Source organism: Alkalitalea saponilacus (genome assembly GCF_900168165.1).
Classification (GTDB): domain Bacteria; phylum Bacteroidota; class Bacteroidia; order Bacteroidales; family Marinilabiliaceae; genus Natronoflexus; species Natronoflexus saponilacus.
Window position 1 is genome coordinate 87,992 of the sequence record NZ_FUYV01000002.1, and the last position, 18,914, is coordinate 106,905.

The 18,914-nt window shown below is 41.3% G+C and carries 9 protein-coding genes; 6 read left to right on the forward strand and 3 right to left on the reverse strand.

Annotated elements, in window-relative coordinates:
- The first annotated feature begins 356 nt into the window (after window positions 1–356).
- From B5X70_RS02485 to B5X70_RS02510, 6 genes are all read left to right on the forward strand, one after another.
- A complete protein-coding gene (locus B5X70_RS02485; protein ID WP_232468292.1) occupies window positions 357–1,697 on the forward strand; it encodes an MFS transporter in 1,341 nt (446 codons plus the stop codon).
- A 114-nt stretch (window positions 1,698–1,811) separates the two neighbouring features.
- A complete protein-coding gene (gene pgmB / locus B5X70_RS02490) occupies window positions 1,812–2,459 on the forward strand; it encodes a beta-phosphoglucomutase (protein WP_079556296.1) in 648 nt (215 codons plus the stop codon).
- 11 nt (window positions 2,460–2,470) lie between these two features.
- Window positions 2,471–4,786, forward strand: a complete 2,316-nt coding sequence (locus tag B5X70_RS02495) for a family 65 glycosyl hydrolase domain-containing protein (protein WP_079556297.1) — start codon at window positions 2,471–2,473, stop codon at window positions 4,784–4,786.
- Window positions 4,779–6,647: a glycoside hydrolase family 13 protein gene (locus B5X70_RS02500; RefSeq protein ID WP_079556298.1), complete on the forward strand. Its 1,869-nt coding sequence runs from the start codon at window positions 4,779–4,781 to the stop codon at window positions 6,645–6,647. Before B5X70_RS02495 ends, B5X70_RS02500 begins: the two co-directional genes overlap by 8 nt.
- Window positions 6,648–6,655: 8 nt before the next feature.
- The gene (locus B5X70_RS02505) at window positions 6,656–9,061 is read left to right on the forward strand and encodes a TIM-barrel domain-containing protein (protein WP_079556299.1); all 2,406 of its coding nucleotides are present in this window, start codon (window positions 6,656–6,658) and stop codon (window positions 9,059–9,061) included.
- A 107-nt stretch (window positions 9,062–9,168) separates the two neighbouring features.
- Window positions 9,169–10,539 (forward strand): alpha-amylase family glycosyl hydrolase, encoded by a 1,371-nt coding sequence (locus B5X70_RS02510; RefSeq protein ID WP_079556300.1) that lies wholly within the window; start codon window positions 9,169–9,171, stop codon window positions 10,537–10,539.
- Between the two features lie 56 nt (window positions 10,540–10,595).
- On the opposite strand, the gene B5X70_RS02515 is transcribed toward B5X70_RS02510, so the two are convergent.
- The 3 genes from B5X70_RS02515 to B5X70_RS02530 form a co-directional block, all read right to left on the reverse strand.
- Window positions 10,596–13,061, reverse strand: coding sequence for an ATP-binding protein (locus tag B5X70_RS02515; protein ID WP_079556301.1), 2,466 nt, complete (start codon window positions 13,059–13,061; stop codon window positions 10,596–10,598).
- Window positions 13,062–13,302: 241 nt separating this feature from the next.
- Window positions 13,303–14,910, reverse strand: a complete 1,608-nt coding sequence (locus tag B5X70_RS02525) for a glycoside hydrolase family 28 protein (RefSeq protein WP_079556303.1) — start codon at window positions 14,908–14,910, stop codon at window positions 13,303–13,305.
- A gap of 389 nt (window positions 14,911–15,299) precedes the next feature.
- Window positions 15,300–18,914 (reverse strand): cohesin domain-containing protein, encoded by a 3,615-nt coding sequence (locus B5X70_RS02530; protein WP_079556304.1) that lies wholly within the window; start codon window positions 18,912–18,914, stop codon window positions 15,300–15,302.

Below are 18,914 nucleotides of genomic sequence, written 5' to 3' on the forward strand. Positions count from 1 at the left end.
ACAACAACTTTCTTTTACCTGCCAGACAGGTTCGCTTATACTTAAATCAAACTATTGCATTTTTTATTACAAAATTACTGTGTCGATTAACGATACAGGAGTAATAGCAGTTGATATTGTATTCTTTTTATAATATTCTAACAGAAGTTGCCCCATAATTTTCAGTTTAGAAAGTAGCAGCGCATAGAATAACAAGCAAGAAAGAGGACAATCATATCGAACATGGCTAATTTATTTAGCGACATTGAATAAAATAAATATTAAACATTCTATAAACTATTAATTAACCTTTTCGTGAGCAGAGGAACTTTTGAAGGAATGGTTCATGAATCACACGAATTAATATCTAAAAACAGATGAAGCAATTACCTCGGCTGTCAACAGCACAAATTTGGAACATGAGCGTAGGCTTTTTGGGAATCCAGTTTGGTTTTGCCCTGCAAAATGCCAATGCAAGTCGGATTTTACAAACATTTGGAGCCAATGTTGAACACCTTTCATGGTTTTGGCTTGCAGCTCCCATTACAGGTATGCTTGTACAGCCCATAGTGGGGCATTACAGTGATCGCACCTGGACCCGTTTGGGACGACGTAGACCCTTTTTCCTGGCTGGAGCAATCTTCGCGGCCATAGCACTGATTTTTATGCCCAACTCAGGATCATTAACTCTGTTTATTCCGCCTATGCTTATTGGAGCAGGGATGCTGATGGTTATGGATGCATCTTTTAATGTAGCCATGGAACCTTTCAGAGCTCTGGTTGCAGATAAACTGCCCAATGAACAACGAGCCAGAGGCTTCTCGGTGCAAGCAACACTGATTGGGATAGGTGCGGTTGTCGGGTCACTTATAACTTATGTTCTGGCAGAATGGTTGGGTGTTTCCAAAACCGCTGATCCTGGAATTGTACCTTCCAATGTGATTTACTCTTTTTATGTAGGTGCCGCCGTTTTGGTAGGAGCCATCATATGGACGGTAGTAACAACCAAAGAGTACTCGGCAAAAGAGCTTAAGGAATATGGTGTAGTGGAAGACTCCGATGATTCCAAAGAGAAGGATGCCGGTTTTATGCAAATATTTAAGGACTTTGCGGCCATGCCGAAAACCATGAAGCAACTTGGTCTTGTACAGTTCTTCTCGTGGCTTGCTCTTTTTGGAATGTGGGTTTTCACCACACCGGCCATTGCACAGCATATTTATGGATTAGCTCCCAATGATACTGCATCTGCTGAATACAATAACGCAGCTAACTGGGTTGGAGTGTTATTTGGTGTTTATAATGGTGTTGCCGCTATTTTTGCATTTACATTACCATTCCTGGCAAAGAAAATTTCACGTAAGGGAACGCATGCAGCTGCCTTGGCAATTGGCGCAGTAGGATTAACTTCCATCTATTTTATTCAAAGTCCTACCATGCTAATTGTTCCGATGATTGCCATTGGTATTGCATGGGCAAGTATTCTTTCAATGCCTTATGCCATCCTATCCAGCGCTTTACCGGCAGCCAAATATGGAATTTACATGGGGCTGTTTAACTTCTTCATTACCATGCCGCAAATTGTAAACGGAATTTTTGGCGGACCAATCATTAAGCGTGTTTTCGACTCACAGGCTATTTACGCATTAATCATTGCCGGAGTCAGTCTTTTAATTGCGGCTGTTTCGGTGGTGTTTGTTGAAGATAAAATGGAAAAATAGGGAAAGGCAGAACGGAGACAGGAGATCGGAACATCCCAACCATCAACTTTAAACTTTAAATGCGGAACGGAGGGTTTAAATTGAATTAATACAATAGCATAAAATAACTGAAAAATGATAAAAGCCTGTTTGTTTGACCTTGACGGAGTGATAGTTGATACTGCCAAGTATCACTACATCGCGTGGAAGGAACTGGCAAGTGAAATGGGATTTGAATTCACCCTTGAACACAACGAACGCCTTAAAGGTGTAAGCCGCATGGCTTCACTTGATATTCTTCTTGAAATTGGAGGAGTTACCAAATCCACTGAAGAGAAAGAAGAACTTGCAGATCGAAAAAATGAGCATTACCGCTCATTTATACTGCAAATGAAACCCGACGAGATTTTACCAGGAGCAAAAGAGTTCCTAACAGAATGTAAGAAAAATGGGATTGCGACAGCTTTGGGATCGGCAAGTAAAAATGCCATGACCATTTTGGAACGTCTGGAACTTACCAAATATTTTGACGCCATCATTGATGGAACCAATACAACCAAGGCAAAACCAGATCCTGAAGTATTTCTGAAAGGAGCTGATGCGCTTAACGTTCCGCCCAGCACGTGCGTTGTTTTTGAAGATGCCGAAGCCGGGGTAGAAGCAGCCATATCTGCAGGAATGAAATGTGTGGGTATTGGTTCACCGTCAATTCTTTCAAAAGCCAACATGGTAGTAAGCGGGCTGAACGAAATTAAATTGCAGGACATTATTAAACTCCAATAACTGACAGTAAGATGAGACAATATTTGAAGCACGATGAGTGGAGAATAATTGAAGAAGGCTTTAATCCTGATTACCAGAGAGCTTCCGAGAGCATATTCAGTCTCGGAAATGGTAAAATGGGACAAAGAGCCAACTTTGAGGAAACATACAGCGGATCGACCCTTCAGGGAAGCTATATTGCCGGGGTGTACTACCCCGATAAAACAAGAGTTGGATGGTGGAAAAACGGATACCCAGAGTATTTTGCCAAGGTACTGAATTCTCCTAATTACATAGGAATCAACGTTGAGATTGAAGGTGAACAACTGGACCTGTTCAAGTGCAAAACCGAAGGTTTTGTGCGTACACTCGATATGCAAAAGGGCATTTTATCCAGAGAATTCAAAGCAACCTTAAATAATGGGAAACAAGTAAAAGTAGACGCGACACGGTTTCTAAGCATGTCTGAACCTGAATGTGCATTTATCAGATACGCTGTTACTCCCCTCAACTTCACCGGCCAATTGGCTTTTGAGCCTTATATTGATGGTGATGTGGAAAACGAAGACTCCAACTACGATGAAAAATTCTGGAACATTTTAACCACAAACAGCAAAAATGGAGAAGGTGAACTGTTGGTTCAGACGAAGAAACTGGATTTTCGGGTTGCATATGCCATGAATTGGGACATCAACACACGAAATCACAAAGTTTCTTCTTCACACAATGCTGCTAGAACATCAAACAGAGTAGAAGTTAAAGCCTCTGAAAACGAAACCATCATTTTCGACAAATTCATAGGCGTTACCAGTTCTTTAAATCATCAAAACGAGCAACTTATCAGTAAGGCTCAACAAAGAGCGTTGCAGGCTAAAACTGTAGGATTTGACAAAATGCTGAAAATCCAGATCAATCATTGGGCCACCATCTGGGAACACAGCGACATAAAAATAGAAGGTGACGTTGCAGCACAGCAGGGAATACGCTTTAACATTTTCCAGTTGAACCAGACCTACACAGGCGATGATGAAAGGTTGAATGTAGGCCCCAAAGGCTTTACCGGCGAAAAATACGGTGGAACCACTTACTGGGATACCGAAGCTTATTGCATTCCGTTCTTCCTGGCTACTGCACCACAGCATGTTACAAGAAACCTGCTTGTGTATCGTTACAAACACCTTCAAAAGGCCATTGAAAATGCGGAAAAACTTGGATTCACAGGTGGTGCTGCACTTTACCCCATGGTTACCATCAACGGAGAAGAGTGCCACAATGAATGGGAAATCACCTTTGAGGAGATTCACAGAAATGGGGCCATTGCTTTTGCCATATACAACTACATCCGCCACACAGGTGATGAGAAGTATCTGGAAGAATATGGGTTGGAAGTTTTGATTGCCATTGCAAGATTCTGGGCACAGCGCGCCAATTGGTCGGGCGAAAAACAGAAATATGTCATTTTGGGCGTTACCGGGCCAAACGAATACGAGAACAACATCAACAACAACTGGTACACCAACAAAATGGCCGTTTGGTGTATGACATACGCAGCCAAGGCACTAAAAATTGTTGAAACGATGAACCCCTCCCGTTATCAGGCCATTTTAGAAAACATCAATTTTAAATATGCTGAGGAGACTGCTAAATGGGCAGAAATATGTGAGCAGATGCACTTCCCATTTAATAAGAATCTAAACATTTTTATGCAGCAAGATGGTTTCATGGACAAGGAACAAATGATGGCAGATGACCTGCCGGCATCCACTCGTCCAATCAACCAGCACTGGTCATGGGACAGAATCCTGCGTTCATGCTTCATCAAACAAGCCGACACACTTCAAGGCATTTATGTATTTGAGGATGAATTTGATACTGACACCATTCGCCGACATTTCGATTTCTACGAACCTCGTACTGTGCATGAATCATCGCTCTCGCCTTGCGTTCACGTCGTGCTTGCAGCACGACTTGGCAAACAGGATAAAGCATACGACCTATACCTGCGTACCAGCCGTTTGGATCTGGATGACTACAACAACGAAGTTCATGAAGGTCTTCACATCACCAGTATGGCCGGAACATGGATGTCGATCGTTGAAGGTTTTGGTGGGAAACGGGTAAAAGATGGGAAACTCCATTTGAACCCAATCATTCCTCAACAATGGAAATCCTATGCATTCATGGTGGTATTCAGAGGAAACTATCTCGAAGTCAAGGTAAGTCAGGACAATATTGAGATCATCTCTCATGCCAAAAATGAAGCAACCCTAATGGTTTACAACGAAAAAGTAACCGTAAAACCATCAGAATCTGTCACACTATCATTAAAACCTACATACTATGCTTAAAAAGAGTAGATTTATCATTCTTATGCTCCTGGCTACATTGTTGGCCGGAAACGGAAATCAGAGCTTTGCGTCAAACATTAAAGAAAGACTGGAACCGGCCTCGTGGTGGATTGGTTTTCAAAATCCTACAGTCCAGTTAATGGCATATGGCAAAGATATCGCTTTGCTAAGGCCGGAAATTGATTATCCCGGCGTATCCATTGAAAGAATCATCGCGGTTGAAAATCCAAACTATCTTTTCATCGATGTAAATATCAGCCAGAATGCCAATCCCGGAAAAATGGAGATCAGATTCAGAGACGGACGCAGAGTGCGAACCACCAGAACTTTAGAGCTGCTAACCCGTGAAAAAGGCTCAGCCGAAAGAGAAGGTTTTAATCAGACGGATGCCATCTACCTGATTATGCCGGATAGGTTTGCCAATGCCAACCCCAATAACGACATGATTCCCGGAATGCTTGAAAAACCAAACAGAGACGAACCATACGGCCGTCACGGAGGCGATCTTCAGGGAATTAAAGAACGTCTGGATTTCATTAAAGATATGGGTTTTACTGCCATATGGCTAAATCCAGTTCTGGAAAACGACCAACCCGAAGCATCGTACCATGGATATGCCACAACAGATTATTATAAAATCGATCGCAGACTTGGAACCAATGAGGAATTTAAAGCTTTGGTTGATGCAAGTCGAGAAAGAGGAATCAAAATTATCATGGATATGATTTTCAACCACTGTGGAAGCAAGCACTGGTGGATGAATGATTTGCCAACGGAAGACTGGGTACATCAATATCCTGAGTTTACGCGCTCAAACTATCGTTTGAGCACGGTTTCGGATCCTTATGCTTCAAAAGCAGATTTTGACCTGACCGTGTGTGGCTGGTTCGACACAACCATGCCGGATATGAATCTGAAAAACGAATTGGTTCTCAACTATCTGACTCAAAAAAGCATCTGGTGGATTGAGTATGCCGGACTACAGGGCATTAGAATGGACACATATCCATACCCCGACAAAGACGCAATGGCTGACTGGGTTCTTCGCGTTAAAAAAGAGTATCCCGACTTCTCAATTGTAGGAGAATCATGGATTGGAAACACTTCGCAATTGGCCTACTGGCAAAAAGATTTCCCCAACCAGGATGGATACAATTCCTACATTAAAAATCTATTTGACTTTCCATTGGCTTATGCCATCAGCAGTGCTTTTAACGAAGGAGAAGGATGGGACAGCGGTTTACAACGTCTTTATGACGTTTTAGCCGATGATCATCTATACCGGTATCCAAAACATTTGGTGGTATTTGCCGAAAACCATGATTTCGGCAGAATGATGCACTTTTTCAACGACGACATCAACAAAATGAAACTGGCCATTGCATTTCTAGGCACCGTTAGAGGAATTCCTCAATGGTATTACGGAAGCGAGATTCTGATGGGAGGAGACGGAGCAGCCAGTCATGCAGCCATTCGTCAAAACTATCCCGGAGGATGGCCCGGTGATGAAGTGGATGCATTTACCCGTGCAGGAAGAACTGCAGAGCAAAATGAGGTGTTTGATTATCTGACAACGGTACTGAACTATCGCAAAAACAGCCATGTCATTCATCATGGAAACACTCTCCATTTTGTTCCTCAAAACGAAGTCTATGTCTATTTCAGATATTTAGACGGAGAAGCCATCATGGTGATGATGAACAACAATAATGAAAACAATACTGAGGTGGACATGAGCCGCTTTAATGAAATTTTGGCCAACTATTCAGGCGGAAGAGAGATAGTCACAGGAAAGAGATATGAAAAACTGGACAAAATAACAGTTCCGGCAAAATCTGCCTTGATTATCGAACTAAAATAGATTTAACCATGTTAAAATTCAGGTTTATTATTCCCCAAATTTTCCTGATTATTCCACTGGCAGCCCTCTGGGGCTCGCCAGCCGGGAATAACAACAAAGTCAGTTTAATTAACCACTCCCAAACCAGGGATTGTCTGGTCTTAAGCACCAACGAAGGTCATATACGAATGGCCGCTGTAACCCCAAATAGCATAGTGATCTCTTTTTGCAGAGATTCAATTTTCAGTGATCCAAGTGATGCGCTGATTGCACATCCCGGATCACAACCCTTAATTATTCAGGAACAAGACTCCAGAATTATGACCAGAATGGGTCAAAATCAAGTCACCATCCAAAAAAAGCCCTTTGAAATAAGTTTACGCACCGGATCTCAGCACCAGGAAACCATTCTGATTCATGGAAGTATGCAAAATGGGAATTCTACCGGTGTTTCAATTCAATTGCAGCCCGGAGAGAAAATAACCGGAGGTGGCAGTCGCGCCATCCCGATGGATAGACGAGGCTACCAGCTAAGGCTCAACAACGAGCCACACTGGGGTTACGCATGGGGTGCAGAGAACCTCAACTATTCCGTTCCTGTTTTTGTATCCGATCGTCCATACCTCATCTTTTTTGATGCACCACAACGAGCCACAGCCGATATTGGATACAGCGATGAAAATATATTCAGACTGGAATCCAACAAGGAAAACTTCACTGTATATATTGTTACCGGAAACGACCACAAAGAAACTTTAAAGGAATATACACTTTTGACAGGCACTCAGCCACTCCCCCCTTTCTGGGCACTGGGTCACTTGCAAAGTCGATTTGGATATACTTCGCAGGAACACGCAATAAATGTAGCCGACTCCACCATCATGGCCGGGTTTCCATTGGATGCAATGATTATGGATCTCTATTGGTTTGGAAAAGGAATCGGCGATTTCAGGATGGGGAATTTAACCTGGGAAGCTGAGAACTGGCCACAGCCCCAAAAAATGATTGATCATTTTTTGGATAACGGAGTCAAAACCATATTAATCACAGAACCATTTTTCCTGACAGATTCAGACCACTACGATGAAATGGCTCAAAAGGGATACTTCGGAAAGGACAGCACCGGAAACGCATTTGTTATTGACGATTTTTGGTTTGGACCGGCATCATTGATCGATGTGTTTAACCCCGATGCCATGGAATGGTTTTGGAGTAAACATGTGCCTCACATAGAGAAAGGAATCGCTGGATGGTGGGGTGATTTGGGTGAACCCGAAAAACATCCCGCAGGTATCTACTACAAAGCAGGCTCATCAGATGAAATACACAACATCTACGGACACTACTGGAGTAAAATGCTTCATGATAAATACCGCGAGCATTATCCTGATCAAAGGTTGTTTTTCCTCAACCGGGCCGGATATGCAGGAAGCCAGAGGTATTCAGTTTTTCCATGGTCGGGGGATGTGTCCAGGTGCTGGAATGGTTTTCGTGCACAACTTCCCATTATGCTGGGCATGTCTATGAGCGGTATTCCCTATATGCACTCTGACTTGGGAGGTTTTGCCGCCGGTGAAAAAGACGATGAATTATATACAAGATGGATGCAATTTGGAGTATTCAACCCTGTTTATCGCCCCCATGGTGAAAGCATCCCATCCGAGCCCATTTATTTCAGTGATGATGCTCAAGATGTTATCAGGGAGTTTATAAAACTAAGATATGAACTGTTGCCATACCTATACACCATGAGTTGGCAACAAACGACCAAAGGCACTCCGCTAGCCCGTCCACTTTTTTATGAACATCCAGATAAATCGGAGTTTTTCGACATATATGACACTTACTACTGGGGCGACAACCTTTTGGTTGCGCCGGTACTGGAGCCGGGCATTACTTCACGGGACGTTACACTACCTGAAGGATATTGGATCCACCTTTTCAATAATCAAATATATAGTGGAGGACAAACCATTTCTGTTGAAACGCCCTTTGAGAACATACCTGTGTTTGTGAAAGCAGGCAGTTTTATTACCAAAGCAAAACCGGTAATGTCCACCGAATATTTCTCAACCGACACTCTTCTGGTAAGTTATTACCATCATCCCAAAACCGAAAATGGACATGGGCAAATGTTCATGGATGATGGTGAAAATCCGACATCTATTGAGAATGGTGAGTATGAACTGGTGTCTTACCAAGCAACCAATACCGGACGACAGTTAAAAATTGAAGTAAATTGCAACAAGGGCAACTATTATGGAAAACCGGAGCAAAGACACTATAATGTCATAATACATAATTTAGAGAAAGAGCCAAGAAGAGTCAATATAAATGGAAGAAGGTCGGACTTCTCATTTGATGAAAAGAGATCAAAATTGATCATCCCGTTTAACAGACAGCGGGAAAAAATTGAGATAGTCATAAGGAAATAACTTTCAAGTTAATTGCAATGCTTAAACCATCTGTAATTTTTAACAGATAGCTGAGGGAGATCGCTAAGTAAAGAATCATAATAACACAAACATCAAAACAGAATAAAATGAAGAAAATTATTTTTCTGTTTGCCTTGGTCGGCCTAATAGCAGCCTGTGGCACTCAGACCCAACAAGAGATATCAAAACTTCAGAGACCTGTCAGCGAGGTTCCAATCCCGGATTGGAGTCATAACGCGGTTATTTACGAAGTAAATGTGCGACAATATACTCCTGAAGGCACTTTTGAAGCTTTTGCAGCGCATTTACCGCGACTTAAAGAACTGGGAGTTGACTTTTTATGGTTTATGCCCATTCATCCCATTGGGGAGAAAGAGCGAAAAGGGACGCTTGGCTCCTACTACTCCATTAAAGACTACAAAGGCGTCAATCCCGAGTTTGGCACTTTTGAAGATTTCAAAGCCATTGTTAACCAGGCTCATGAATTAGGGATGAAAGTGTTCCTCGATTGGGTGGCCAATCATTCGGCATGGGATCACCCATGGGTTGAAAAACATCCTGAATGGTACGACCGCGACTCATTGGGAAATATGTTCGCACCTTACGACTGGACAGATGTAGCGCAGCTTGATTACAACAACCATGAAATGCGTGCTGCCATGATTGATGCGCTTGAGTTCTGGGTACGGGAGGCCAACATAGATGGCTACCGTTGCGATGTGGCCGGACTGGTTCCTGTGGATTTTTGGGAAGATGCAAGGATGGCTCTCGACAATATTAAGCCTGTTTATCTTTTGGCAGAGGACGAAGACGAAACAGCTTTGTTGAACAAGGCCTTCAATTCAAATTATGGGTGGTCGTTTCATCACATCATGAATGCTGTGGCAGCCGGAGAGCAGAATGTGACGGATGTTGTGGAATATTTCGAAAATCTCTACGAAACATATCCATTGGGTACTTACCCCATGCATTTCATCACAAACCACGACGAAAACAGCTGGGCTTCAACCGAGTTCGAAAGAATGGGTGACGCTGTTAAAACTTTTGCCACGCTGACTTTCGCTATTGAAGGAATGCCTCTGATTTATACCGGACAAGAAGTTGGAATGGATCACATGCTGGAATTCTTTGAGAAAGATGAAGTAGATTGGAGCGATCCCATGAATATGACTCCATTTTACCAATCTTTAATTAGGCTAAAGAAAGAGAACAGAGCTTTATGGAACGGAAAAGCCGGCGGAGAAATGACCATCATAGCCACCGAGTATCCTGAAGAGATCTTCCTATTTAAAAGGGAAAAAGACAACAACAAAGTTGTTGCCCTTTTTAATCTTTCTCCACAGGAAATTGTAATGGATGCCTCTGTTGGAATTTCCGGAGAATACCAGGAATACTTTTCAAAGAAAAGCATGACTCTTCCATTTGAGTCATTGACATTGAATCCATGGGATTATAAAATCATCACCATAAACGAATAACCATTCCTTCAAAATGGTTTGTCTAACCACTTCGGAATTAAGCTCCGAAGTGGTTTTTATTTTATCGGCAAGGTAAAATAAAAACTCGTCCCCCTCCCTTCCTGCGATTCAAACCAAATCTTCCCGCCTAACATTTCAACATATGCTTTGGCTATTGAAAGTCCCAAACCGGTTCCTTTTAAGGAGTGAGTGAGTGAGTTATTCACCTGCTGAAAGCGTTCAAACACCTGATAAAAACAATCTTCAGGTATTCCTACACCGGTATCTTTCACATAAAGCTCAATATGGTCTGATTTAAATTGATAACCGGCTATAATCTTTCCCTCCGGCGTAAATTTAACCGCATTTGAGAGGAGGTTATTCAAAATCTGACGTAGTTTAATCTCGTCAGAATATATCATATCAGATGGCGTCACTGTTCCCTTTTCTATTAACAACTTGGTTTTACCAGCTTTTACACGGCTATTAAACAAAGAAAAGACTGAATCAAGCACCTCATTAAGAGAGAATTTTGTATACGACACCGTGATTTGTCCCGCCTCAATTCTGGAAACATCAAGAATATCACTTATAATACCCAACAAAAGATGACTATTTTCTTTAATTATCGTGATAAAATCCTCACGTTCGGCATCGCTTTCAGCCGTGCGTAAAAGTTCTGAAAACCCATATATCGCATTCATCGGAGTACGAATCTCGTGGCTCATATTTGCCAGAAATGCTGATTTTAAACGATCACTCTCCTCCGCCTTTTCCTTAGCTTTTGTTAATTCCTTATTTTTTTGTTCTAAAATGAGTTCGTTTATTTTTCTTTCAGTGATATCTGTGATGGTACCAATGTAACCTTCAAAAACATCGTCATTTTTTTCGGGGACTGCGAAACCAAGAACCCAAACCACTGTTCTGTCAGGTTTGAGAAAACGATATTCCACTGATGAAGGCTGCTGGTCAAGGGTACGTTGTTTCCATCCGGAAACAACTCTGTCAAGATCTTCAGGATGAACAGCCCTGAGCCATCCATCACCCAGTGCATCGCTAAAACTCAGACCTGAAAGTTCACTCCAACGTGGATTCACATATGTGGTATATCCATTTGCCCTGGTACGGAATATTCCCACTGGGGATATTTCAGCCAATTTATGGAACAACTTCTCACTTTCGAATAGTCTTTCTTCCTTTTCTTTTCTAAAATGAATATCCTGCATGGATCCTGTCCAGATGACATCTCCATTCGGAAGAATATAGGGAATAGACTCGTCCCTGTGCCATCGCTCGTTGTTATTTGTTATTAATCGGCCTTCCCAAATAAATTTCTCTTTTCTTTCATACGCTCTTTGATTTGCCTCCAGAAAACTCTGTCGGTCATCGGGATGAATGGCATTTATTGGAATATAAGGATCGACCTTGAGTTCATTAACGGTCGTCCCTACCATTTTGGCAAACATCTCGTTGCAATATAATACACTGATAACAGGCAAGCCTGACTCGTGATAAACGCTTCCCGCTCTCATCTTAATCCGGTATATACCTGATGGAACAGCCTGTACCACGCTTGTCAGAAAAGTCATTTGATCTTCCAATTCGTTCTTTACCTTCTCCAATTCTGAGTTCTTTTCTCCTAAAAGTTGTGTGTGACTTTTAACTGCACTTCTTAATAAGAGTGTAAACACTAAAAACAACATGATTACACCCAGCAATATATAGATTAACCAAAAAACATATCCGGGAATTCCGTCTGCCTGATCACGTTCAAGCCATTGACGCAAAGAGCGAAAATAAACAGACTGGGGATCATTGATCATAACCCGAAGTTGTTGATCAACTTTTTCGATAATTGAGAAGTTCACATTCGGAGAAAATACAAAATGTAATTTGGAAGGGCGAAAAACTAACGGAGAAGAGACAAAATCAGAATCAAATAGCCCCGAAAAATAGAAAAAGCGATCGGCAATTATAAAATCAACCTCGTTTTGAGCTAGACCCTGAGCCAATTCTGGATAATTTCTGAAACCAATTACTTCATATTCCAATTGAAAAGAATTTGGCAGATCATATCTTAAATATGATTCCTGTATTGAACCACGCAAAACACCAATCCTAGTACCATCCAAATCTGTAACAGATGAGATAATTTCCCCCACTGAAAAAATCTCCAACCAGGATTCTATAACTGGTATCTGGTTAAAGTAAAAAATGGTGTCGCGACCTGAAGAGAATGCAACATCAGGAAGAATGTCTATTCTTCCTTCCTGAATATCCAAATAAAAATCTTCCCACTCCCCTTCTACATAGTCAAGCTTCCATCCCTCATTTTTGGCAATATCATTTAAAATATCCACAAAAAAACCTACAGGTTCTCCTGCATCATTAAAATAGAGTTTTGGAGGATTTGGATATATTCCTACTCGAAAAGTTTCCGCATTTACTATGAATTGAGATGAAACAAAGAAAATCAAAACTGAATAAACTCTTATGAGTTTATTCTCTGAAACCTTTTGAATTATTTGTCTTAATCTATTCATAAAAAACACGCTTACATGCCTTACATCCTACAATGTAATAATTACCAAACACTTTTGCCAAAAGTAAATAAAAAAAAACAACCTGCTCAAATAATTATGCTGCATAGCATTAAAAGTAGATATCTCAAGGCATTTCTTTTTCCACAGAAATATTTTCACAAAAAAGCCATGCCAAACCAATATAGGTTTTGCATGGCTTTCATCAAAAAAATATAGTTATGAACTCAAAGAGTTTTAATCTCTACCAAGCTGCAGTAGGAAGTTCCTTTCTGATAACATCTTCTTTCACATCCCTGTCAAAACTGACCATTCCCGGCTCATAGTTAGGCATCACAACAACGCCGGTATATTTTCCTTCTAAACGAATGGGCTCTTCTCCTTTTTTATCAGACAAAGAAACGTTGTCAAGATATAGTTCATACACATCGTGTGCTACCATCGCTCTCTCTTCTGATTGAATCGAAACATTTCTCATATTGAGATTTTTTACTCTGTGGAGACGAATTCCTTCGCGGGCATTTACTACTTCAATATTCTCCAGATAGATATCCTCCAGCCACTTCTCAGGCAGACCATTTAAAACAATTGCTCTGGGTACTCCATCAATTCTAATATTTCGGATGTCGATGTTTCTTAACAGTGGAGCAGGGCCAACTCCAGCTCCTGTGTAAAATGTATTGAAGTTAAGAGCTTCATATGTAGAATTAATCACCTCTATATCTCTGATATATATATTCTCAGTAACATTTCCCCTACCACGGGCAGTTTTAAACCGAATACCCCGGTCACAATCTTCAAACAAGGCATTGTGCACGTAAATATTGCGAATACCTCCCGAAGTTTCACTTCCAAAAACTACACCGCCACTACCGGTAACCACTCTGTATGCATGGAAATGACGAATCACAACATTTTCTGTCGGAATATTGATTTCCAATCCCTCTTCGTTAAAACCAGATTTGATAACAATCGCGTCATCTCCAGTGCTCAACGTAGTATGCTCAACCAATACGTCTCTTGATGAGTCAATCACAATTCCATCGCCATTATGAGAGTCCCGGCTATTGATGGTAACATCACGTATGATGGCACGTTGCGAATAAACCAAATGTAGATTCCACATCGGTCCGTTATTAACGGTAATTCCTTCAATCAACAGATCTTCAGACTCCCAGAAAACAACAAAATTTGGTCGCATCCCCTCTGTACCGGAACCTTTTCCAAAATTTGTTCTTCTTGACAAGGGTACTTTGGTTGCTTCTGCCCTGGGTTGAACAGTCCAATCTGCCAGCCAATGGCCAGCCTGTCCGTCAAGAACTCCTTTTCCGGTAATGGCAACATTTCTAACCCTGTAAGCATAAATAAGCGGAGAGTAGTTATATACTTCTACACCTTCGTATCGCTGAATAACTACAGGCAGATAGTCCTCTTTATCTTCACTGAAGTAAACTGTACTTCCTTCAGAAATGTGTAAATGAATATTACTTCTCAGGTGAATCGGTCCGGTTAACCAGTTTCCGGCAGGTATTAATACTTTTCCTCCTCCAACTGCATGTGCAGCATCAATGGCGCGATGAATGGCCTCTGTGGATTTAAAAGACTTATCGCTTCCCATTTCTTTGGCTCCGAAATCGACAATATTAAATACCCGATTAGGGAATGTGGGTCTTTCCAATTGAATCATTTCAAATGGCGCCACAATAGGAGCAATCTCATAAGGAATTGTTGCCACAGGTTTCACCTGTGCACAGGCTACAGTTCCAAAAAAAGTTACAAGGATAATGCTAAGCAATCCAAATTTTGACTTTTGCACCAACCTCATCCGAATGTCAGTTAAATTAAATCTCATAGAATATCATATTAAGTATAGTCGAATTATTCTTTATCACAAATATCTTATAAAAACGTGAATAAAAGTTGTCACATTTTATCTGAATAAGTGTGACTAGTTATTAATTAAAAATGTTTTGGCAACATACACACACATATTAGATAGTTTGAAACAAACCGACTGGGACAATTTTAGCAAAAGTCGAAAATGAACACTTAAATAGCTTCATAGAATAAAAGATGAAACAATTACCATCAAACCATAAATAATACTTTTCGCAAAGGAGCAAATGATTCCTTATCTGTGAATGCCTTGGAGCAACTATCTGATCGTTAATTGGTATTAAAAATCAAAAGTCCTGTGCAGTATTCTGCACAGGACTTTTAAAATATACTTTCTCAACAAACTCACCTTTGGATGATCAGCTTAAGACTCTCACAGCCTTCATGCGAGCATAAGCTTACAACGTAAACTCCACTTGGCAAGCCGGATACATCTATGCTCTGATTTATGACATCAACGGTAGTTACAATCACCTCACGCCCCGTAATATCATAAATAAAAACACTCAAAACCCGAGAGGCATTAATAAAGATCTCTACTGTTGCGGGATTTGGCCATACTTTAACATCCTTCAATTCGTGAGAATTGAAACCTGTACAGACTTCAACGGTTATCTGCATAACTCCTTCACCAATACAACCATTTCCATCAGTGTAAAAATACTCAACATCAAACAACCCGGCTCCTGAAATTATCGGATCAAAAAAACCATCCAATACCCCTAAACCAGAATATTGACCACCAACCGGAGTTGCACCGGACAACTCTATGGGTGAATCATTCGTACATAAGGTCAAATCAGGAGGCATTACGATTTCAGGGAGTGGAAACACCTCGGCTGAGAACACTCCGGTACTTGTACATCCATTTTCATCTGTGTAGAGATAATTAATCTCATGAACACCTGTTCCTGATTCACGTGGATTAAAAAACCCTTCGTGAACACCGGAACCCGAATATATACCACCAGCAGGCAGTGCCTCCGACAATTCCAGGGGTGCATCATTTAAACACAACTGCAGATCAGAAGGCATCACGACCTCAGGGAGTGGAAACACCTCTGCGATAAACACACCAATACTTTTACATCCATTTTCAGATGTATAAAGGTATTCAATCTCATGAACACCTACTCCAGATTCCTGCGGATCAAAAATGCCTTCTTGAACTCCGGAGCCCGAGAATACTCCGCCGACGGGCAAGGCACCGGATAGCACCAATGGGGCATCATTAACACACAACACCTCATCATCGGGCATTGTAACTTCAGGAGATGGAAGCATAACCAAAGTCAACACAACAGTGGAATCACAGCCATTGTAGGCTTTAAACACTTCGGTATAGGTACCTGACTCAGTAAGATCCTGTCTTCCAAAATAATAAACATCACCTTGACAAAACTCATCTTCATCAGTTTCGAAGAAATTCTCATGTTCATGTGAAATACTTATTGATTGATTCCCCAGATTAAAAGGAATTTTATTTCCATTGAAATCACTGAATTCAATCTCCTCCTTCTCCCATGAAAAGGAGGTAGACACCCCAAGATCAGCATCAAATCGCAACTCTATAAGCACATCATCGCCAACATTAGCAGGCTCCGCTGAAGCCCAGGAAATATAAATCAAATCATCGATTTGATTTACTGATAATACGCCATCTTCCATCTCACTGTGCACCCAATCATACCCATAAAAATTCACATCATCTGAATCAAAAGCAACAACAAGGGATATGGCTCCCAAATTATTGGCATTGGTAACCTTTATCGGTAAATAAAGCATCCCAGCACATAATCCCGTGTTGTGACCAAACGAAACAGAAATCAACGGGGTTGTAACCTCCAGCTTACCTGCATTTGAGAAAACCACAGGAGGACAACTTCCCGACACTTTACATCTGTATAAGTTGCCTTGCATTTCGGCTGTCACATTACTTAAGGTTAACTGTGTGCTGGTTGCACCGCTAAAACGTCCTCCGTTGGATAAATCACTCCAGCTGTCGCCATTATCTGTACTCTCCTGCCATTGATACGACAAACCTGTGCCAGAAGCCTGAAGAGCAAACTGTACACTTCCGCTTCCATAAATACTTTGATCTTCAGGGTGCGAATTTATAACAGGATTTTGAGGAACATTAATATTCCCGTTTTGATAGGACGAAAATATATTTAATCCGTTAATGTTAACAAACTCAGAATCTGTCCTCCAGTTCAGAGAAGAACTGCCAGGAACGCCATCAAATTCAAACTCTACCAAAACACCATTATCGGGAATGGAAGCCGCAGTTGTACCCACCCAACTGATATATAACACCCCCTCATCGGCATTTGCCGCAAACATGCCGTCTCTCAGACTCTCGTGCAAACTACTATATCCGGTAAACTCCAATACCTCATTATTATATTCAAGCGCAAGAGAAAAGGCTCCGACCCTTGAGAAACTGCTTACCCTGACAGGAATTGCAATTTCCCCGGGACATATAGTTGATGTACCCAAGGTAGTGGAAATATTAGGCAAGACAGTAAGCGTGGCTTCCCTACTATGTAACGTTGGCTCGCAAGTTCCTGTTATCCGGCAACGATAAACATTTTCATCCAGATCAATTCCTACAGAAGAGATTGATAAAGTAGCTGTTGTTACACCCGAATACCCGCTGCCATTATTCAGGTCAGTGAAAGTATCCCCGCCATCGGTACTTACCTGCCAGCGATATGACAAGCCGGTTCCAGATGCAGTTAATGGGAATGTGACATTTTGATTCTCGGCAATCACCCTGTCGGGTGGTTGACTCATAATCTGAGGTAAAGAATTAACTTGCAAACTGCCGTTGTTATACACACTGGGGATTTCATTCATGGATGAACCAAAAAACTCATTTGATTCAACCTGCCATTGCAATTGGCTGTTTCCCGGCTCAACATTAACCAACAATTCAAATAGCGGCTCATTAAGAATCGTTATGGACTCCAAGGCAACCCATGATAGATAAACAATGCCATTCTCCTGGTTTACCACAACGGTATTGTTAAAATCAGGATGAAAACTATCAACCCCTAATAATTCAACCACATCGGTATTAAAACCTATTGCCAATGAAAACGAAGAAACATCGATAAAACCCTCGGTTTCAACAGGTATTGAATGTGTTCCCGGACACACAGTTAGAGAGGGAATAGATGCTATAACCGGTTTTACAACCTCCAATGATACATTATTAGAGAAAACTGAAGGAGAGCATGTGCCCAAAACATGACATCGGTAAAGGTTACCGTTTAATCCGGTCGAGGCATTGGTTATCCTCAAATTAGCAGTAGTTACATTGGAATAAGGCGCTACGTTTGACAAGTTTATAAACGTTTCTCCCCCATCTTCACTCAACTGCCATTGGTAACTCAACTGAGTACCCTGTGCTGATACAGAAAAGACAGTTGTTCCGTTTTCCAGAATAAATTGCGATGTGGGCTGAAGAGTTATTGAAGGTGGTTGCAATAATGTAACAGAGCCTCCTTGAAAAATTACATCCAGAACCTCTCCGGAATCATTACTTATTTCGCAATTTCCGGGGGTTGCAAGATCCCAACCAAGTGAACTGCTTCCATATTTTAGAACCTCAAATTCCAATTCAAGCAGCACACCTTCATCAATACTTACTGGATTGGTGTCAATCCAACTTATCATCACACGTCCATTGCCACCATTCACAATCAGCATACCACTAGCAAAGTCCGCATGCCTGTTTCTGTAATTGACATATGTAAATTCTTCCTCATTGTACTCAAGTACCAGCGATATGGCTCCCACATTATTAAAATTGGAGACTTCAACCGGCACTGCTATTTCATTGGAACAGTCTGTGACTGTTCCAATGCTTACAACTGCGTTTTCTGAAAACAGTGTTTTTTGTCCAAAAAGTACAATAAGAGAAAGAACGATTAATTCTTTAATGTAAACTCTCAT